Source organism: Rhodobacter capsulatus SB 1003, from assembly GCF_000021865.1.
Classification (GTDB): Bacteria; Pseudomonadota; Alphaproteobacteria; order Rhodobacterales; family Rhodobacteraceae; genus Rhodobacter; species Rhodobacter capsulatus_B.
The window spans coordinates 3652194-3670383 of sequence record NC_014034.1 but is presented as its reverse complement, the minus strand read 5'-3'; the positions used below and the strand labels follow the sequence as shown (position 1 = coordinate 3670383).

The following is an 18190-nucleotide window of genomic DNA, read 5'->3' as shown; positions in this document are numbered from 1 at the left end:
GGCACAGATTTGGTGTATGGCAAGTTAAATTACGCAACCTTTGGCGAATACCGCCAGACGATCGCCCGGAAAGGCAGCAGCGCAACAATGGCAAGCGCAATTTTTACGCACCAATCGGCCGCACCCAGCGAAATCCACAGCGGCAGGGCGGGGCCGAAGCCCAGAAGCGGCAGGGTTTCATTGGCCCAGGTCACGTCATTGCCGGGTTCCAGGAAGCTCAGCGCGGCGGCAAAGGCGACAGTGAAGAAGACCATCGTGTCCAGGCTGGCGCTGATCAGGGTCGAGACCAGCGGCGCCCGCCACCAGCCGCCGCGATGGCGCAGCCGGTTGAAGATGGTCACGTCGGTCAGCTGCGCGGCAAGGAAGGCCAGGCCCGAGGCCAAAGCGACGCGGAAGCTGACCAGCGGGCCGAATTCGCCGATGATCTGCGAACCGATCAGCGAACAGATCACGCCGACGACGAAGCCCGAGACGACGACGATCCGGGCGGCCCGCGGGCCCTGCAGCCGGTTCGTCAGATCGGTGACGAGGAAGGCGAAAGGATAGGTGAAGGCCCCGAGCGTCAGCCATTGGCCGTAAAGGAATTGCACGAGGATGTTCGAGGCCACGACAATCGTGGCCATGGCAAGGATGCCGGGCAGGTAGCGCATTCAGGATCACCGTTTTTACATGGTCGCGGAGACATGGCCCGCGGCATGCGGACGCGGGGGCCATACGCCCCGGGTCCTTTCGGGTCAAGGAAAACCTCAGCGGCTCAGGCGGTATTCGACGATCTGGCTGCGCTGGAAGGCGTTGAAATTGTCGTCCGCGACCATCGTCAGCCGGATTGCCCCCTGTGTGTCGCGCCAGACGGCAAGGCCCTCCAGGTTGTCATGCAGCCCGGCGGTGGTGCGCAGAAGTTCGGTGCCGGGGCCGATGCGGTCGCCCTTGATCTCGAAGACCTGCACCCGGCTGCGAAAGCCCAGAAGGCCCCAGAAATCGCGTTCGAGCAGATAAAACCGGCCGTCGGGGCCGAAATCGGCGCCGACGGGCAGCCAGTCATCCTCGCGCGGGATGGAAAAGGGTTGCGACCATTCCCCGTTGCGAAAGCGCCAGACCGGAAACGGCGCCGTGCGGCTGCCCGAGCGTTCGGGCATCGTGTAAAGCGTGCCGTCGGCGGCGATGGCGAGCGATTCCAGCGCGCCGTTGAGTTGAAACTGCTTGAAGGCGGCGGGGCGGGGCAGCGGCTTGGCCGGGCCGCCGTCCTGCGGATAGTGCACGACCCGCGCCATCCCCTCGAAGGAGACGAAGACGCTGCCGTCACGGGCCAGCGCCACCCCTTCGGAATCGCCGCTGAACCGGCCCAGATCCTGGCCCTTGCTGTCATGCAGCCGCACCGGACCGCTGGTGAAGCTGGCGGCGACGATCCGCCCCGCGGCGTCGCGCTGCAGCTTGCCGCGCCAGATCGTGGTGCGGTCCGAGACGGTGACGAAGCTTCTGCCGTCATCGGCGAAATCAAGCGCCGAAAAGCCGCCGAAAGCGGGATCGGGGTGGCTCCAGGTGAAGGCCTGCAGGAATTCGGCGCGGTCCTGTCCGGCCTGGGCCGGTGCCATCGGCCAAAGCGGCAGCGTCCCCAGCACCGCGGCCAGCGCAAGGCCGACGATCAGCGTGCGGAGAGGACGTTTTGACATTGCGCAGGCAGATCCGACATCACATAGGTTTTCGCGTTTTTCGGCGCCGGGCCTGAGGGTTTTTGCCGTTTCGGCGGGTGGCGCAGCTCTTCCAGATAGGTCGTGACCCACCAGGTCAGGGTCTCGTCGCAGCCATTGCCGCCCTTTGACAGCTCGGCCACGGTGGGCTTTTGCCCCTCGCAGAGCCGCGCCCCGGGCGGGCATTTCAGCCGGACGTGGAAATGTTCGTTATGGCCGTAGATCGGCCGGATCTTCTGCAGCCAGGCGGTATCGGCCCGTGTCGCCGTCGCGCACATGGCAAGCTTCGCCGCCGCGGCGACAAAGACCCGGTCCACCCGCGGGTCCGAGGCCGCCGCGCGCAACAGCGCCGCATGCTGCGGCGTCCAGTTGCGGTTCACCCGGATCTGATCCTCGGTGCGGATCGAGATCGAGGAGATCTTTTCGCGCTGCTTGGCCGACAGGTCGAGCCGCGTCGCGGGCAGCATCCAGATATCGGCATCCAGCCCGATCTGATGGCTGGCGTGTCCCCCGGTCATCGGGCCGCCGCGCGGCTGGCTCAGATCGCCGATGTAAAGCCCGCGCCAGCCCGGCAGCGTGGCGGCAAAGGCCGAGAGATCCTGCAGATAGGCGACCAGTTCCGGCTGCCCCCAGTTGCGGTTGCGCTTGAGCCGCATCGCCTGCCAGGTCGGCCCGGTTTCCGGCAGCGCCACCAGCCCGGCGGCACAGCCCCGGGAATAGGCGCCGATCGGTTCGGACGCGCCCTGGGTCGGCCGCAGTTGCGCGCCGAAGAGCTGCCGCGCCAGCGGCTCTGCCCCGGCGGAAAGCGGGGCAAGCGCCACCAGAGCGGCGGCAAGGGCAAGGCGGATCGGCGTCATGCGCTTTCCTTTGGTTCAGACCGCGGCGGGGTCTCCCTCGGATTTGACGAAGGCTATCAGGATCAACCCCAGAACGAAAAGCACGATGACGGGAGTGATGCCCAAAGTCTGGCTTTGCGTCATCGCGGTGACCGCCCCGATCGAAAGCGGCGCGAGGAAGGCGGTGGCCTTGCCCGTCAGCGCGTAAAGGCCGAAACATTCGGTGATCTTGGCCGGGTCGGACTGGCGCACCATCATCGTGCGCGAGGCCGATTGCAGCGCCCCGCCGCCCGCGCCGATCAGCCCGCCCAGGATGTAAAAGGCGATGTCGGGCAGGGCGCTCTCGGGGGCGACGGCAAGGCCGAAGACACTCTCGCGCGAGATGAAGACGACGCCGAGGGTGATCAGCGCCAGCGCGATCAGGGTGAAGACGATGACGGCTTTCGGGCCGAAGCGGTCATCGGCCTTGCCGCCGAGCCAGGAAAAGGTCGCCCCGGTGATCGTGCCCAGAATGCCGAACAGCCCGATCTGCAGGATCGACCAGTTCAGCACCCCCGCCGCGTAAAGCCCGCCGAAGGTGAAGATGCCGTTCAGCGCATCGCGGTAGAACATCGAGGAGATGAGATAGGCGAAAAGGCTGGGTCGTTTCGGAAGCGATTTCAACGTGCTGCGCAGCTCGGGCCAGGCTTCGCGGGTGGCCTGCGCCACCGGCACGGCGCCCGGATGGCGCGGCTCTCGCACCCAGAGGAAGAACGGGATCATGAAGACCGCATACCAAAGCGCGGTCAGCGGGCCGACGATGCGGGTATCCTCGCCCGTGGCCGGATCAAGGCCGAACAGCGGCGTCAGCCCGATCAGCGTCTTGCCGGTGGTCGGGCTGGCCTGCAACAGCGTCAGCATGACGATCAGCGACACCATCCCGCCCAGATAGCCAAAGGCCCAGCCCGAGCCCGAAACCTTGCCGATGTTGTCGCGGCCGGTCAGGTCGGGCAGCATCGCATTGGTGAAGGAGGTGGCGAATTCCATGCCGATCATGCCGATGGCAAAGGCGGTCATCACCAGCCACAGATTGTAATGGCCCGGCTCTGCCGTCCAAAGGAACGCGGAGCCTGCCACATACATCAGTGAAAACAACCAGATGAAGGGCATGCGTCGGCCCGAGCGGTCGGCGATCGCGCCAAGGAAGGGCGAGGCCACCGCGATGATCAGCCCGGAAAGGCCGATGCCGAAGCCCCAGACCGTCTGCGCCGTGGTGCCGTCGCCCAGGAGCCGCTCCATGAACGGCGCGAAGATGAAGGTCAGCAAAAGCGTGTTGTAGGGCTGGCTGGCCCAGTCGAAGAACCACCAGCCCCAGATGCGCTTGCGTTCGGTGATCATGTCGCCCCCCGTGTTTGGCCGGATCAAGCCCGAAACCGGAGGGCAGCGCAACATTTACCTTGTTGCGGGCATTTCGGGGGGCCAGGGCCGGGCATGATCGGCGGCGATCCAGCCCTGCACCCAGTCGGGCAGGGCGGGGCTTTCCGTGCGGTGGCCCATGTCCTCGACCACCCTTTGCGGCGCGACGATGCCCGCTTTCGAGGTGACGGCGCCGCGGATCAGGATGTGGTTGCAGCAGTCCTCGCCGCGCCACATCGCCTGTTCCATGTAGAAAAAGCGCGCATCCCAGCCCAGACAGCGGGTCCGCATCTCGAAGCTTTGCATCATGGTGATGCGCTTTCTGTAGCGCGTCGTGTTGCCCGCGACGACGATGCCCCAGCGGTTGCGGATCAGACAGGCGTTCAGCCCCGTCCGTTGTGCCAGCGCGATCCGGCCCAGATCGAAGAGCGTCACGATGCGGCCGTTGTTCAGATCCTTCCAGGGGTCGATGTCCCAGGGCCAGGCGCGGTGAAAGGTGGAAATCGGATCGAGGATGTCGATCCTTTGGCCGCGCGATGACAGGATCGCCTTGCCCATGCGGATGATCGGATACATGCACGCCCCCCGGTTGCTGCCCCGTCGTGCCGCGCTGCAGCGGGGGCGTCAAGGACGACCTTGCGGCAAATGCCCTGCGAAATGGCGCTCTCGGGCAGTTGCAAGCGAGACCGGCCTGGCTTACCTGTGAGGGCATCCGACGGAGGTCCGAATGAACCCTTACATGCTGCTCGACGGGGTCCATGTGGCCCTTGCCCTCGTGTTTCAGATCCTGTGGCTGGTGATCCTGGCCCAGGTGATCATGAGCTGGCTGGTGAATTTCAACGTGCTGAACCTGCGTCAGCCGATGGTCTACAAGATCTGGGATCTGCTGAACCGGATCCTGGAGCCGATCTATGCCCCGATCCGCAAGGTGCTGCCGTCGTTTCAGGGCGTCGATTTCACGCCGATGGTGGTGATCATCGCGATGATCTTCCTGCAACGGCTGCTTGGCCTCTGACCGCATGACCCTGCCCGACCCCAGCCCCGAGGCAATGCTTGCCTCGGTTTTCGGATTCCATGCCTTCCGACCGGGGCAGGAGGAAATCGTGCGGGCGGTTCTGGCAGGGCGCAACACCTTGGCGATCATGCCGACGGGGGGCGGGAAATCCCTGTGTTTCCAACTGCCTGCCCTGTGTTTGCCGGGGCTGACGGTGGTCATCTCGCCGCTCATCGCGCTGATGCGCGATCAGGTGCGGTCGCTTCGCGAAGCCGGGGTCGAGGCCGGGGCGCTGACCTCGGGCAATACCGAGGAGGAGACCGAAGCGGTCTTTGCGGCGATCGATGCGGGGCGGCTGAAACTCCTTTACATCGCGCCCGAGCGGCTGGCCGGGTCGGGCACGCTGGCGCTGTTGCGCCGCGCAAAGACCGGGCTGATCGCGGTCGATGAGGCGCATTGCGTCAGCCAGTGGGGCCATGATTTCCGCCCCGATTACCTGCGCATCGGCGATCTGCGCCGGGCGCTCGATGTGCCCTTGGCGGCCTTTACCGCGACCGCGGACGAGGAAACCCGGGCCGAGATCGTCACCCGGCTGTTTGACGGCATCCCGCCCGCGACCTTTCTGCGCGGCTTTGACCGGCCGAACATCTCGCTGGCGTTTGAGCCCAAGGACCAGCCGCGGCGGCAGATCCTGGATTATGTGGCGGCGCGGCGCGGGCAATCGGGCATCGTCTATTGCGCCTCGCGGGCGAAGACCGAGCAACTGGCCGCCGCGCTGATCGAGGCGGGTCATCCCGCCTGCCACTATCACGGCGGCATGGAGGCCGAGGATCGCCGCCGCGTCGAGACCCGGTTTCAGCGCGAGGACGGGCTGATCGTGGTGGCGACGGTGGCCTTTGGCATGGGCATCGACAAGCCCGACATCCGCTGGGTTGCCCATGCCGATCTGCCGAAATCCATTGAGAGCTATTATCAGGAAATCGGCCGGGCGGGCCGCGACGGGGCGCCTGCCGAGACGCTGACGCTTTATGGTGCCGACGACGTGCGCTTTCGCCGCCAGCAGATCGACGAGGGTCTGGCGCCGCCCGAACGCAAGGCCGCCGATCACGGGCGGCTGAATGCGCTTCTGGGTCTGGCCGAGGCGACGGGCTGCCGTCGGCAGCGGCTTCTGGCCTATTTCGGGGAAACATCAGGGCCTTGCGGCAATTGCGATCTGTGCGAGACGCCGCCGGATCTCTTCGACGGCACCGAGGCGGTGCGCAAGGCGCTTTCCGCCGCGCTGCGCACCGAGGAAAGCTATGGCGCCGGGCATCTGATCGAGGTTCTGCTGGGGCAGACGAATGATCGCATCACCGCGCGCGGCCATGACCGGCTGCCGACCTTTGGCGTGGGCAAGGATCTGAGCCGCACCGAATGGCAGGCGGTGTTCCGGCAGATGCAGGGCCATGACCTGATCCGCCCCGATGCGGCGCGGCACGGGGCGCTGGTGATGACCGACCGCGCCCGGCCGATCTTGCGCGGCGAGGAACGCATCACCCTGCGCCGCGATCTGGTGCGCAAGGCCAAGGTCAGGCATGTGCCGAAGGCGCTCGTGTCCGATGAAGACGCGCCGCTGCTTTCGGCGCTGAAGGCGAAACGGCGCGCTTTGGCCGAGGCGGCGGGTCTGCCCGCCTACATGATCTTTCCCGACCGCACCCTGATCGAGATGGCCGAGCTGCGGCCCACGACCCTTGACCAGTTTGCGCAGGTGAACGGGGTGGGGGCGAAGAAGCTGGAAAGCTATGGCCGCGCCTTCCTCGAGGTGATCGCGGGGGCGGGGGCGGCCGAGCCGGTGCATCCGGCGCGACGGAAGCTTGCGGGGACGGCGGCGGCCAGCCTTTATGATGCGCTCGACGGCGCGCAGCGGGCGCTGGCGCGCGGCGAAGACGGGCATGAGCGGTTTTTGTCCTGCACCGCGACGATGCTGCGCCGGATCGCCGAGGTGAAGCCGAAGACCCGCGCCGATCTGGAGCGGATCGCGGGGATGGGCGAAGCGAAGCTCGACCGTTTCGCCGATGCCTTTCTGGCGCTGATCGCCGAACACGGCTGATCAGCTCTCCTGCCCCTCCGGCAGCGCCGGGCGCGCATCCGCGGGCTGATGCGCCAGGATCCGTTCCACGATCGAGGCCTTGCGCAGCGGTTTCGTCAGATAGAAATCGAGCCCCGCGGCAAAGATCGACTCGCTGTCGCCTTCCATCGCATGCGCGGTCAGGGCGCAGATCGGCACCCTTGTGCCTTTGTCCTGTTCGTGCAGGCGGATCGTCTGGGTGGCCTCGCGCCCGTCCATCTCGGGCATGGAAATGTCCATGAAGATCAGATCGGGCTGAAAGCGGCGCCATTCCTCGACCGCTTCCAGACCATTCGCGGCAAAGCGCAGCTCGATGTCGAAATCCTTCACCATCTTGCCGAAGACAAGCTGGTTGGTCCGGTTGTCCTCGGCCGCCAGAATCCGCATCTGCCGCTTTTGCGGCGGCAGGGCGGGCGGCGGCGGCGGCGGGGCGGGCTCTGCCGGCTTCGGTTCGGTCGGCAGCGACAGTTTCTGCAGCATGCGGAACAGGTCCGAACGCAGCACCGGCTTTTCCAGACAGCCGAACAGGTCGCAATTGCCCTGCGCCGCATCCAGCGCCGCACTGTCCGAGGTCAGAAGCAGGATCGGCGTGTCATGGCCCATCGCCCGCAGCCGCCGCGTCAGTTCCAGCCCGTCCAGATCGGGCATGTGGTGATCGGTCAGCACCAGATCGAAGCGGGTGCCCTCATCCAGCACCTTCAGCGCCTCGGTGCCCGAGCGGCAGAGCGTCACGTCCAGCCCGTAGGTCTGCAGCTGCCGTTCCAGAATCACCCGGTTCACCAGCAGGTCATCGACCACCAGCGCCGCGCGCAGCGTGACGGGCGGCGTCGGCCGGTCGAGCGGCGCCACCGGTTCCGCGCGCGGCAGGGTGACGCGGAAGCCGAAGCACGAGCCCTCGCCCAGCTGGCTGTCGACCCAGACCGAACCGCCCATCAGATGCACCAGCTGCCGGGTGATGGCGAGGCCAAGCCCGGTGCCCTCGAAGCGGCGGTTCGAGGTGGCCTCGACCTGATTGAACTCGCCGAAGACGTGATCGAGGTTGTCGGGAGAGATGCCGATGCCGGTATCTTCGACGGTGACATGCAATTCGTAATGTTCGGCGTCGCGTTCAAAGCCGACGACGCGGGCCAGCACATGGCCGGTATGGGTGAACTTGACCGCATTGCCAAGCAGGTTGGTCAGGATCTGCCGCATCCGCCCCGGATCGGCGATGAAGCGGGTCGGCAGGAACAGGTCGTAATCGACCAGAAGCTTGACGCCCTTGTCCTTGGCCGAGGGCTGCAAGAGCACCATGATCTCATGCAGGCAGCGTTCCAGATCAAAGACTTCGGGGTAAAGCTTCAGCCGCTCCGCCTCGATCTTGGAATAGTCGAGCACGTCGTTGATGATCGTCAGCAGCGCCTCGCCCGAGGAGCGGATGGTCTCGACGTAAAGCTGCTGTTCCTCGTTCAGCTCGGTTTCGCCCAGAAGTTCCGCCATGCCGACGACGCCGTTCATCGGCGTGCGGATTTCATGGCTCATGTTGGCCAGGAAGGCCGATTTCGCCCGGTTCGCGGCCTCGGCCTTGTTGCGGGCTTCCTCCAGCTCCTGTTCGCGCTCGATGATATGGGTGATGTCCTGCGCCAGACAGACCAGATCGCCATCCTCGCCCCAGCGGTCGATCAGCTTGATGTGGTGGCCGTTGCGGGTGCGCAACACGATCGGTTCGATATGCTCGCGCCGGATCCGGGCGATCATCTCGTGGTGCCAGTCCAGCGGATCGCGGCCCGCCATGTCGACCATTTCATGCTTGGCGACGATCTTCAGCACGGCATCATAGGTGACGCCCGCGGTGATCGCCACCTCGCCATGAAAGAAGGACAGATAGGCCCGGTTCGCCACCACCAGCCGCAGATCGCCATCATAGACCGCAAAGCCGTCGCGGATGGTTTCCAGCGCGTCCCACAGCCGCCGCTGCGCGATCATCGCCACCGATTCCGCCCGCTGCAGATCGCCGCGCACGCGCGAATTCTCGCCCTTGAGCGAGGCGGCCTCGGTCAGCGCCTGTTGCAGCCCGTGCCGCTGCTGCACGATCTGTTCCGAAAGCGCCCGCGCATGCAGGGCCAGTTTCTGGTTCGCCGCAAACAGCTCGCGCTTCTTCTGCTCCAGCAGGCGTTCCGCCGCCAGCCGAGCCCGCCGCTCCTGCGCCAATTTTTCTGCCAAGACGGCGTCCATTCCCGGCACCTGTCGAAAATCCTGTCGCACCATCCCAGTCTTGGGTGAAAATCTGCTTAACGGCCTTAACGGGCCGCTTCGCTGTTGAACGAAACCCGGCCGCATGAGAGCATCCCGGCATTCAGCCCGGAGGTTTCCATGCGTCTGTCCTCGGTCTTTCTTTCCTTCTGCGCGGTGATTTGCGGTATCGGCCCTGCGATGGCGCAGGATTTCCCCCTTGTCCCCGAGCGACGGCTGTCGATCGCCGAGGGGATGGACCTTTCGGGCCGGGATCTGCAACAGATTTTCGACACCAGCCTTGAAGCCTGCGAAGCCGCCTGTCTCGCCGATTCGGCCTGCGAGGCGGTGACCTTCAACGCCCGCAACAATTCCTGTTTTCCGAAGGCCGGGGTGACGGCGATGGCGCCCTATCAGGGCGCGTTTTCGGGCGTGGTGGTGGCCGCGAACAAGGGCGCCGAAGCCCGGGCCAAAACCCGGGCCGCCGATCTGGAGTTTCTGTCCGAGGGCAGTCTTGCCGAGGCGACGGCGCTGGCGGGCGCGATGGGGCGGCTGCATCTGACGAATTTCGCCAGCCCCGAGGAGCTGGCCGCGGGGCTGAAACAGGCCCGGGCGCAGGCGGACTGGACGCGGGCGCAGGCGCTGGAAGGGGCGATGATCGTTCTCTCCGATGCCGCCGATCAATGGACGGATTATGCGGCGCTGGGCCTTCGGCTCGAGGAGTCCGAGGCGGTCGGCCGCTCGGTCTCGGCGGCGGTGAACGGCTATCTGCGCGCGGCCCGGCCCGCCGGTCAGGCCGAGGCGCTCTTCGTTCTGGCGCAGGCGCTGGAAAAGGCCGGTCGCACCCGCGAGACGCTGGCGGCGCTGCAGCTGGCGGCGACGCTCTCCGCGCGCGAGGATATCGCCGCCGCGCTGAAGGACGCCGAGGGCAAATACGGCTTTCGCATTCAGGACAACAGCGTCGAGGCGGATAGCGCAAGTCCCCGGATCTGCGCGAATTTCAACGCCGATCTGGTGAAGACCGGGGTCGATTACGCGCCCTTCGTGCAGCTGCCCGAAACCGGGCTGTCGGTCGAGGCCGCGGCGAACCAGATCTGTGTCGGCGGGGTGAAGCACGGGCAACGCTATGCGCTGACCTTCCGCAAGGGCCTGCCTGCGGCGACGGGGGAAACGCTGGGCAAGGATGTCACGATCACCGCCTATGTGCGCGACCGGGCGCCCGCGGTCAGCTTCCCGGGCCGGTCCTATATCCTGCCGCGCGGGGCCGACAGTGGCGTGCCGGTGCAGACGGTGAACCTCAAGGGGCTGGATCTGAAGATCCTGCGGGTGTCGGACCGCAATCTGGTGGCCGCGATGCGCGAGGATTACTTTGCCCGTTCGATGGACAGCTGGTCGGTCGATTACTTCAACACCCAATATGCCGAAGAGGTCTGGCACGGCAGCGCCGAGGTGAAGATGGAGGTCAACCGCGACATGACCACCCGCCTGCCGGTGCAGGAGGTGACCGGGCCGCTGGGGGCGGGCATCTATGTGCTGACCGCGGCGGTGCCGGGGGCGGACCCCTATGAAAAGCCGCCCGCGGCGCAATGGTTCATGATCTCGGATCTGGGGCTGACCAGCTATTCGGGCGCCGACGGGCTGACGGTGGCGGTGCGCGGCCTGTCCGATGCCGTTGCGGTCGAGGGCGCCGCGGTGCAGCTGGTGTCCAAGGCCAATGCGGTGATCGCGACGGCCACGACCGATGCCGAGGGCGTGGTGCAGTTCGCCCCCGAACAGGCCGCGGGCAAGGGCAATGCCGCCCCGGCGCTGATCGCGGTCAGCCGCGGCGAGGATCTGGCCTATCTCTCGCTCACCGATGCGGAATTCGACCTGTCCGACCGCGGTGTCGAGGGCATGCCCCCCGCGCCCGCGATCGATGTTTTCCTGACCACCGACCGCGGCGCCTATCGCGCGGGCGAGACCGTGCATGCGACCGTTCTGGCCCGCGATGCCAGCACGCAGGCGATTGACGGCCTGCCGCTGACCGCCGTGCTGCTGCGGCCCGATGGTGTCGAATATTCCCGCGCCCTGACCGAAGATGCGGGCGCGGGCGGGCACACCATCGCCCTGCCGATCGGGGCGCAGGCGCCGCGCGGCACCTGGCGGCTCGACATCTTCGCCGATCCCAAGGGCGAGCCGCTCGCCTCGGGCAAATTCCTGGTCGAGGACTTCCTGCCCGAACGGATCGACGCCACCCTGACCCTGCCCGAAGGCGTTCTGGCCGGGGATGACATGCCGCTGATCGGGGTTTCGGCGCGCTATCTCTTTGGCGCTCCGGGGGCCGGGCTGGGCACCGAGGGCAGCTTCGCGCTGCGCACCGCCGCGGAGGTTCCGGGCTTTGCGGGCTATGTCTTCGGCCGTCACGACACGCCGTTTGAAACGATCTACGACAGTCTGGAAGCGGGCGAGACCGACGAGACCGGCGCGGCCGAGATCGCCGTCTCGCTGCCCGAGGCGGCCCTGACCGCCGACCGGCCGCTCGAGGCGACCTTTGCGGTGGAAGTCCGCGAAGGCTCGGGCCGTCCGATCAGCCGCGAGATCAAGCGTCTGGTGATGCCCGCGGCGCCGGTTCTGGGGATCAAGCCGCAATTTGCCGAGGGCGCCGTGCCCGAAGGCGCAGAGGCCGGCTTCGAGGTCACGACCCTGGGGCCGGATCTGCAGCCGGTGCCGATGACGCTGCATTGGGTGGTGAACAAGGTCGAGACCACCTACCAGTGGTATGCGGTCGATGGCTATTGGAACTGGGAGCCGATCACCCGGCGCTCTCGCGTGGCCGAGGGCCGGGGCGATCTGACCGCGGCCGGGCCGCTGCAGATCGCGGCCAAGGTCGATTGGGGGCAATACGAGCTTGTCGTCGAGGAGGAAAGCGGCGCGATGGCGGCCAGCATGGCCTTTGACGCGGGCTGGTATGCGCCCGCCGATGTTCTGGCCAGCCCCGACCGGCTGCAGCTGGCGCTCGACAAGCCCGCCTATGCGCTGGGCGACACGGCGCATCTGCGCATCGTCGCGCCTGCGAAGGGGGTGGCACTGGTCTCGGTCCTGTCGAACCGGGTGGTGGCGCTGAAATCCCTCGCGGTCGAGGCCGGGGAAAACAGCATCGACCTGCCGGTGACGCAGGAATGGGGGGCGGGGGCCTATGTGACGGCCTCCGTGCTGCGGCCCTTGGCCGAGGAGGCCCCGGCGCGGGCGCCGAACCGGGCGATGGGGCTGGCCTATGCCACGGTCGATCCGGGCGAACGCAAGCTGCAGGCGGCCTTCGACGTGCCTGCCGCCTCCGATCCGCGCGCGGCTTTGCCGGTGGCGCTGAAGGTCGCGGGCGTGAAGAAGGGAGAGACCGTTTACGCGACGATTGCGGCGGTGGATCTGGGGATTCTGAACCTGACCGGGTTCAAGGCGCCCGATCCTGCGGCGCATTATTTCGGGCAGCGGCGTCTGGGCGTCGGGCTGCGCGACGTTTACGGGCGGCTGATCGACGGTCGCAGCGGCGAGATGGGGGTGATCCGTTCCGGCGGCGATGCCGGGCGGGACATGACGCTGCAGGCGCCGCCGCCCACGGAAGAGCTGGTGGCCTATTTCTCGGGCGCGTTGACGGCGGATGCAGATGGCGTGATCCGCACCAGTTTCGACCTGCCTGCCTTCAACGGCACGGTGCGGCTTTCGGCGGTGGTCTGGTCGAAGACCGGCGTCGGGCAGGCCTCGTCCGATGTTCTGGTGCGGGATCCGGTGGTGGTGACGGCCTCGGTGCCGCGGTTCCTGGCCCCCGGCGACAGCTCGCGGCTGCTTCTGGAAATCGTCCATGCCACCGGGCCTTCCGGGCGGATGGGGCTCGACGTGACCTCGGCCGGGTTGGTGCTGGGGGATCGTCCCTCGGGGCTCGATCTGGCCGATCTGGGCAAGGCGGAAATCGCCGTGCCGGTCACTGCGCCCAAGGCCGAAGGGGTGCAGGAGATCCGGGTGGCGCTGACGACGCCAGATGGCAAGCTGCTGGAAAAGGTGCTGAAAATCCCCGTGCAGGACAACAGCCCCGAGGTGGCGCGGCAGTCGCGGTTCGATCTGGCCGCGGGCAAGAGCTTCACCTTTGACGCCAATGTCTTTGCGGGCTTCCTGCCCGGTTCCGCCCGCGCGACGCTGGCGGCGGGGCCGATTGCCCGCTTTGACACCCCGGCGCTGTTGCAGGCGCTCGACCGTTACCCCTATGGCTGCACCGAGCAGATCACCTCGACGGCGCTGCCGCTGCTTTATCTGTCGTCCGTGGCCGAGGCGATGGAGCTGGGCACGCCCAAGGATATCGACGCGCGGATCGAAATGGCGGTTTCCAAGGTGCTGACCAATCAGGATGCCACCGGCGCTTTCGGGCTTTGGGGGCCGATGTCGGGCGATGGCTGGCTGGATGCCTATGTCACCGATTTCCTCAGCCGCGCCCGCAAGGCCGGTCATCCGGTGCCGGACACGGCCTTCCGCAACGCGCTCGACAACCTGCGCAATCAGGTGAATTACGCGCCCGATTTCGACCGCAATTCGAATGGCGGCGGCCGGGTTCTGGCCTATCAGCTGATGGTGCTGGCGCGCGAAGGGGCGGCCTCGATCGGCGATCTGCGCTATTTCGCCGATGTGAAGGGCGATGATTTCGCGACGCCCTTGGCGATGGCGCAACTGGGGGCGGCGCTGGCCTCTTATGGCGATCAGACCCGGGCCGATGCGATGTTTGCCCGGGCGGCAAAGTCGGTCTCGGCCTTGGGCGATGAAAAGCCGGTCTGGCGGGACGATTATGGCACCAACCTGCGCGATGCGGCGGCGGTGCTTGCCTTGGCGTCGGAATCGGGCTCGACTGCGGTCAATCCCGAGACGGTCGGCCAATCGGTGATCGCGCGGCTGGGCAGCACGCCCCTGTCGACGCAGGAGGCGACCTGGACGCTCTTGGCCGCCCATGCGCAGATCGACCGGCCCGGGGCCGAGGGTCTGACGGTGGATGGCGCTCCGGTGACCGGGCCGCTCGTCAAGGTGATCGACGCCGAGACGGCCGGGCGGTCGCTGGCGATCGCGAACACCGGCGACGCCCCGCAGACCCTGACCCTGACCACGGTCGGCGTGCCTGAAGTCGCCGAAAAGGCCGGGGGCAAGGGCTGGGCGATTGCGCGCAGCTACTACACGCTGGAGGGCGAGGAGGTTGACGCGACGAAGGTTGCCCAAGGCACGCGGCTGGTGACGGTGCTGGAAATCAAGCCGCTTGGTCGCCAGGAAGCGCGGCTGATGGTCAACGATCCGCTGCCCGCGGGCTTCGAGATCGACAACCCGAACCTGATCCGCGCGGGCGATCTGGCGGCGCTCGACTGGCTTTCGGTCGAGGAAAACCCGCTGACGACCGAGTTCCGGCAGGATCGGTTCCTCGCCGCGCTGGATTGGCAAAGCGATCAGCCCTTCCGGCTGGCCTATGTCGTGCGCGCGGTCAGCCCGGGGACCTTCGTCCATCCGGCGGCCTCGGTCGAAGACATGTATCGCCCGGACATGCGGGCGCATGGCGACACCGGGATGGTGACGGTGGAATGACACCTCGCCTGCGGGCGGCGGGGGTTTTCGCCGCCGCCCTTCTTCTGCTGTCGGGGGCGGGCCTGCGCGACGGGCTGGATCGCTGGATTGCGACGGCGCCGCTGCCGCCCTTGGGCGTCGATGTCGGCACCGAGGTTCTGGCCCGCGACGGCACGATCCTGCGCGCCTTTCCGGTCGCCGACGGCCGCTGGCGCCTGGCGCCCGGCCCGGTCGATCCGGCCTATCTGACCGCGCTGGTCGCCTATGAGGATGGCCGGTTTTACCACCATTCCGGCGTGGACCCCATCGCCGTGCTGCGGGCAGGCGGGCAGATGCTGTGGAACGGGCAGGTGGTCTCGGGCGCCTCGACCCTGACGATGCAGGTGGCGCGTCTGCTGGAGGAAGGCTCGACCGGAAGGCTTGATGGCAAGCTGCGGCAAGCGCGGCTGGCGCTGGCGCTGGAACGGCATCTGAGCAAGGCCCAAATCCTTGATCTTTATCTGCGATTGGCGCCCTTTGGCGGCAATGTCGAAGGCGTACGGGCGGCGTCCCTCGCCTGGTTCGGCAAGGAACCGCGGCGGCTTTCCCCGGCCGAGGCGGCGCTGCTGATCGCCCTGCCGCAATCGCCCGAGACCCGCCGCCCGGACCGCTTTCCAAAGGCCGCCAAACTCGCCCGCGACCGGGTTCTGGATCGTCTGGCCGCCGAAGGCGTTCTGGCGCCCGATGCCGCGCGCGCCGCCAAGGCCGAGCCGATCCCGACCCGGCGGCGGGATTTTCCCGCGCTCGCCCCGCATCTGACCGAACGGCTTGCCGCCGCCGCGCCGCGGGGCGCCCGGATCGAAACGACGATCGCGCCGGGGCTGCAACGCGCGGCCGAGGCGCTGGCGGGCCGGGCGGTGGCGGGGCAGGCCGGGCAGGTCTCGGTGGCGCTGCTGGTCGCCGATCACCGGACCGGAGAGATCCTCGCCTCGGTCGGCGGCGCGGCCTGGACCGATGCGAAACGGGCCGGTTTCGTCGATCTGACCCAGGCGCCGCGCTCGCCCGGATCGACGCTGAAACCCTTCGTCTATGCCTTGGCCTTCGACGATGGTCTGGCCCATCCCGAGACGTTGATCGAGGATCGCCCGGTCGCCTTCGGCCCCTGGCGGCCGCAGAATTTCGACCGCAGCTTTCGCGGCACTCTGCCGGTGCGGCAAGCCCTGTCGCTCTCGCTCAATATCCCCGTTGTCAGCCTGACCGAGGCCCTGGGGCCGGAACGGCTGCTGTCGGCCCTGCGCAAGGCCGGGGCGAAGGTGCTGCTGCCAACGGACGCCCCGCCGGGTCTTGCGGTCAGTCTGGGCGGGGTGGGGATCAGCCTGCAGGATCTGGTGCAGGCCTATGCGGCGCTGGCCCGGCTCGGCCGCCCCTTGCGGCTTTCGGCCGAGGCGGGCAAGGCCGGTCCGCGGGATGGCGCGCTGTTCGGCCCGGTCGCGGCCTGGCAGGTGAGCGATATCCTGTCGCGCATTCCGCCGCCGCCCGGCGCGGCGCCGAACCGGATCGCTTTCAAGACCGGCACCTCCTATGGCCATCGCGATGCGCTGGCGCTGGGCTTTGACGGCGCCCATGTCGCGGGCGTCTGGATGGGCCGCGCCGATGGCACGCCGGTTCCCGGGGCCTTTGGCGGCGAGCTGGCGGCGCCGGTGCTGTTCGAACTCTTCGACCGCATCGGCGCCGCCCGTGCCCCCCTGCCGCCGCCGCCGCCCGCGACGCTGATCCTGCCCAATGCCCGGCTGCCGCAGCCGTTGCAGCGCTTCCGCCCCCGCGACGCGGCTTTTGCGACGGTGGTCGCGGGCGCCCCGGAAGTGACCTTCCCACCCGAGGGCGCCGAGATCGAGATGGCGGGGCAGGGGCTGACGGTGAAGCTGCGCGGTGGCGCGCCGCCCTTCACCTGGCTTGCGAATGGCGCGCCGCTGCTGGTGGGCAGCCGCACGCGGGAAACCGTGCTCGACCTGACCGGCCCGGGCTTCGTGTCCTTGACCGTGCTCGATGCGCAGGGGCGCAGCGACCACCGCCAGATCGTGCTGAAACCGTGAGAAGGGCGTATTTTTGCCAAGAAAAAACAGCTGCTTTTTCTTGGTCCAAATATGCCCTTGCGACAGGGGTCAGAGGCGCTCGATCGCGAGCGCAATCCCCTGTCCGCCCCCGATGCACATGGTGATCAGGCCAAGCCGACCGCCGGTCCGGTGCAGGTGATAAAGCGTCTTCACCGTCAGGATCGCCCCCGTCGCACCGACCGGATGGCCCATCGCGATGGCGCCGCCGTTCGGGTTCACCCGCGCCGGGTCGAGGTCAAGCGCACGTGAAACAGCAAGCGCCTGCGCCGCGAAAGCCTCGTTGCTTTCGATCACGTCGAAATCGCCGAGCTTCAGCCCGGTCCTTTCGCACAAAAGCCGTACCGCCGGAATCGGGCCAAGGCCCATCACCTCGGGGCGCACGCCCGCGACGGCAAAGCCGCGGATGCGCGCCAAGGGTTTCAGCCCGGTCGCCATCGCGGCCTCCTCGCGCGCGATCACCAGCGCCGCGGCACCGTCATTGATGCCCGAGGCATTCCCCGCCGTGACCGAGCCGCCCTTGAGGAAGGCGGGTTTCAGCGCGGCGAGTTTCTCCAGCGTCGTCGCTTTGGGGTGTTCGTCGGTGTCGAAAATCATCGTGCCCTTGCGCGAGGCGATCTCGACGGGCACGATTTCCTCCTTGAAGGCGCCCGCCGCAATCGCCGCCGCGGCGCGGGTCTGGCTTTCCAGCGCAAAGGCGTCCTGATCCGCGCGACTGATCCCGCATTCGGTGGCGACGTTTTCCGCCGTCACCCCCATGTGGCCGGTGCCGAAGGGGCAGGACAGCGCCCCCACCATCATGTCGATCACGCTCGCATCGCCCATCTTCTGCCCGAACCGCGCGGCGGGCAGGATATAGGGGGCGCGGCTCATCACGTCGACGCCACCGGCCAAGGCGAAGTCGCCCTCACCCAGCATCAACGCCTGTGCCGCCGAGACGATCGCCTGCACCCCCGAGCCGCAAAGCCGGTTCACGTTCATCGCGGGCGTTTCGACCGGCACGCCCGCCTGCACCGCAGCGACGCGGCTGACATACATGTCGCGCGGTTCTGTGTTCAGGATATGGCCCATCACCACCTGATTGATCTGTTCGGGCGCGAGGCCCGCGCGCTCCAGCGCCGCCCGCGCGGCGATGGTGGCCAGATCGACGGGCGCAAAGCCCGCAAGACTGCCGCCGAAGCCGCCGATGGCGGTCCGTGCGCCCGAAAGAATGACAATGCCGGTCATGGTTCCCCTCCGCTGCAATGCGGAAAGGTTATCTCCGGCACGGGGGCGGGGAACAGGGCTTTGGCCTTGCGTGACGG

At 67.5% G+C, this 18190-nt stretch carries 11 protein-coding genes; 4 read left to right on the top strand and 7 right to left on the bottom strand.

The annotated features are described in order from the left end of the window. Positions 1-29: 29 nt before the first annotated feature. The 5 genes from RCAP_RS17115 to RCAP_RS17095 all read right to left on the bottom strand — a co-directional run bounded on the left by RCAP_RS17115 (position 30) and on the right by RCAP_RS17095 (position 4495). Positions 30-650 carry a queuosine precursor transporter gene (locus tag RCAP_RS17115; RefSeq protein ID WP_013069155.1) on the bottom strand — a complete coding sequence of 207 codons (621 nt, stop codon included), beginning with the start codon at positions 648-650 and terminating at the stop codon, positions 30-32. Positions 651-746: 96 nt separating this feature from the next. After that, the gene (locus tag RCAP_RS17110; protein WP_013069154.1) at positions 747-1670 is read right to left on the bottom strand and encodes an esterase-like activity of phytase family protein; all 924 of its coding nucleotides are present in this window, start codon (positions 1668-1670) and stop codon (positions 747-749) included. Next, positions 1643-2545, bottom strand: a complete 903-nt coding sequence (gene mepA / locus RCAP_RS17105) for a penicillin-insensitive murein endopeptidase (RefSeq protein WP_013069153.1) — start codon at positions 2543-2545, stop codon at positions 1643-1645. The genes RCAP_RS17110 and mepA overlap by 28 nt, the downstream gene beginning before the upstream one ends. Before the next feature lie 15 nt (positions 2546-2560). After that, a complete protein-coding gene (locus tag RCAP_RS17100) occupies positions 2561-3901 on the bottom strand; it encodes an MFS transporter (RefSeq protein ID WP_013069152.1) in 1341 nt (446 codons plus the stop codon). Between the two features lie 54 nt (positions 3902-3955). After that, entirely contained in the window at positions 3956-4495 is a 540-nt protein-coding gene (locus RCAP_RS17095; protein WP_013069151.1) for an acyl-CoA thioesterase, read from the bottom strand. 151 nt (positions 4496-4646) lie between these two features. Here RCAP_RS17095 and RCAP_RS17090 point away from each other — a divergent pair, with 151 nt between their 5' ends. Further along, the gene (locus RCAP_RS17090; protein WP_013069150.1) at positions 4647-4934 is read left to right on the top strand and encodes a YggT family protein; all 288 of its coding nucleotides are present in this window, start codon (positions 4647-4649) and stop codon (positions 4932-4934) included. Between the two features lie 4 nt (positions 4935-4938). Continuing rightward, positions 4939-7002 (top strand): DNA helicase RecQ, encoded by a 2064-nt coding sequence (gene recQ / locus RCAP_RS17085; RefSeq protein WP_013069149.1) that lies wholly within the window; start codon positions 4939-4941, stop codon positions 7000-7002. On the opposite strand, the gene RCAP_RS17080 is transcribed toward recQ, so the two are convergent. Beyond that, the gene (locus RCAP_RS17080) at positions 7003-9234 is read right to left on the bottom strand and encodes a response regulator (RefSeq protein WP_013069148.1); all 2232 of its coding nucleotides are present in this window, start codon (positions 9232-9234) and stop codon (positions 7003-7005) included. A gap of 138 nt (positions 9235-9372) precedes the next feature. Here RCAP_RS17080 and RCAP_RS17075 point away from each other — a divergent pair, with 138 nt between their 5' ends. Both RCAP_RS17075 and pbpC read left to right on the top strand, forming a co-directional pair. Beyond that, positions 9373-14817, top strand: coding sequence for an alpha-2-macroglobulin family protein (locus RCAP_RS17075; protein ID WP_013069147.1), 5445 nt, complete (start codon positions 9373-9375; stop codon positions 14815-14817). Further along, positions 14814-16868 carry a penicillin-binding protein 1C gene (gene pbpC / locus RCAP_RS17070; RefSeq protein WP_013069146.1) on the top strand — a complete coding sequence of 685 codons (2055 nt, stop codon included), beginning with the start codon at positions 14814-14816 and terminating at the stop codon, positions 16866-16868. The genes RCAP_RS17075 and pbpC overlap by 4 nt, the downstream gene beginning before the upstream one ends. A 69-nt stretch (positions 16869-16937) precedes the next feature. Here pbpC and RCAP_RS17065 read toward each other — a convergent pair whose 3' ends face one another. Further along, entirely contained in the window at positions 16938-18113 is a 1176-nt protein-coding gene (locus RCAP_RS17065) for an acetyl-CoA C-acyltransferase family protein (protein ID WP_013069145.1), read from the bottom strand. Between the last annotated feature and the right edge of the window lie 77 nt (positions 18114-18190).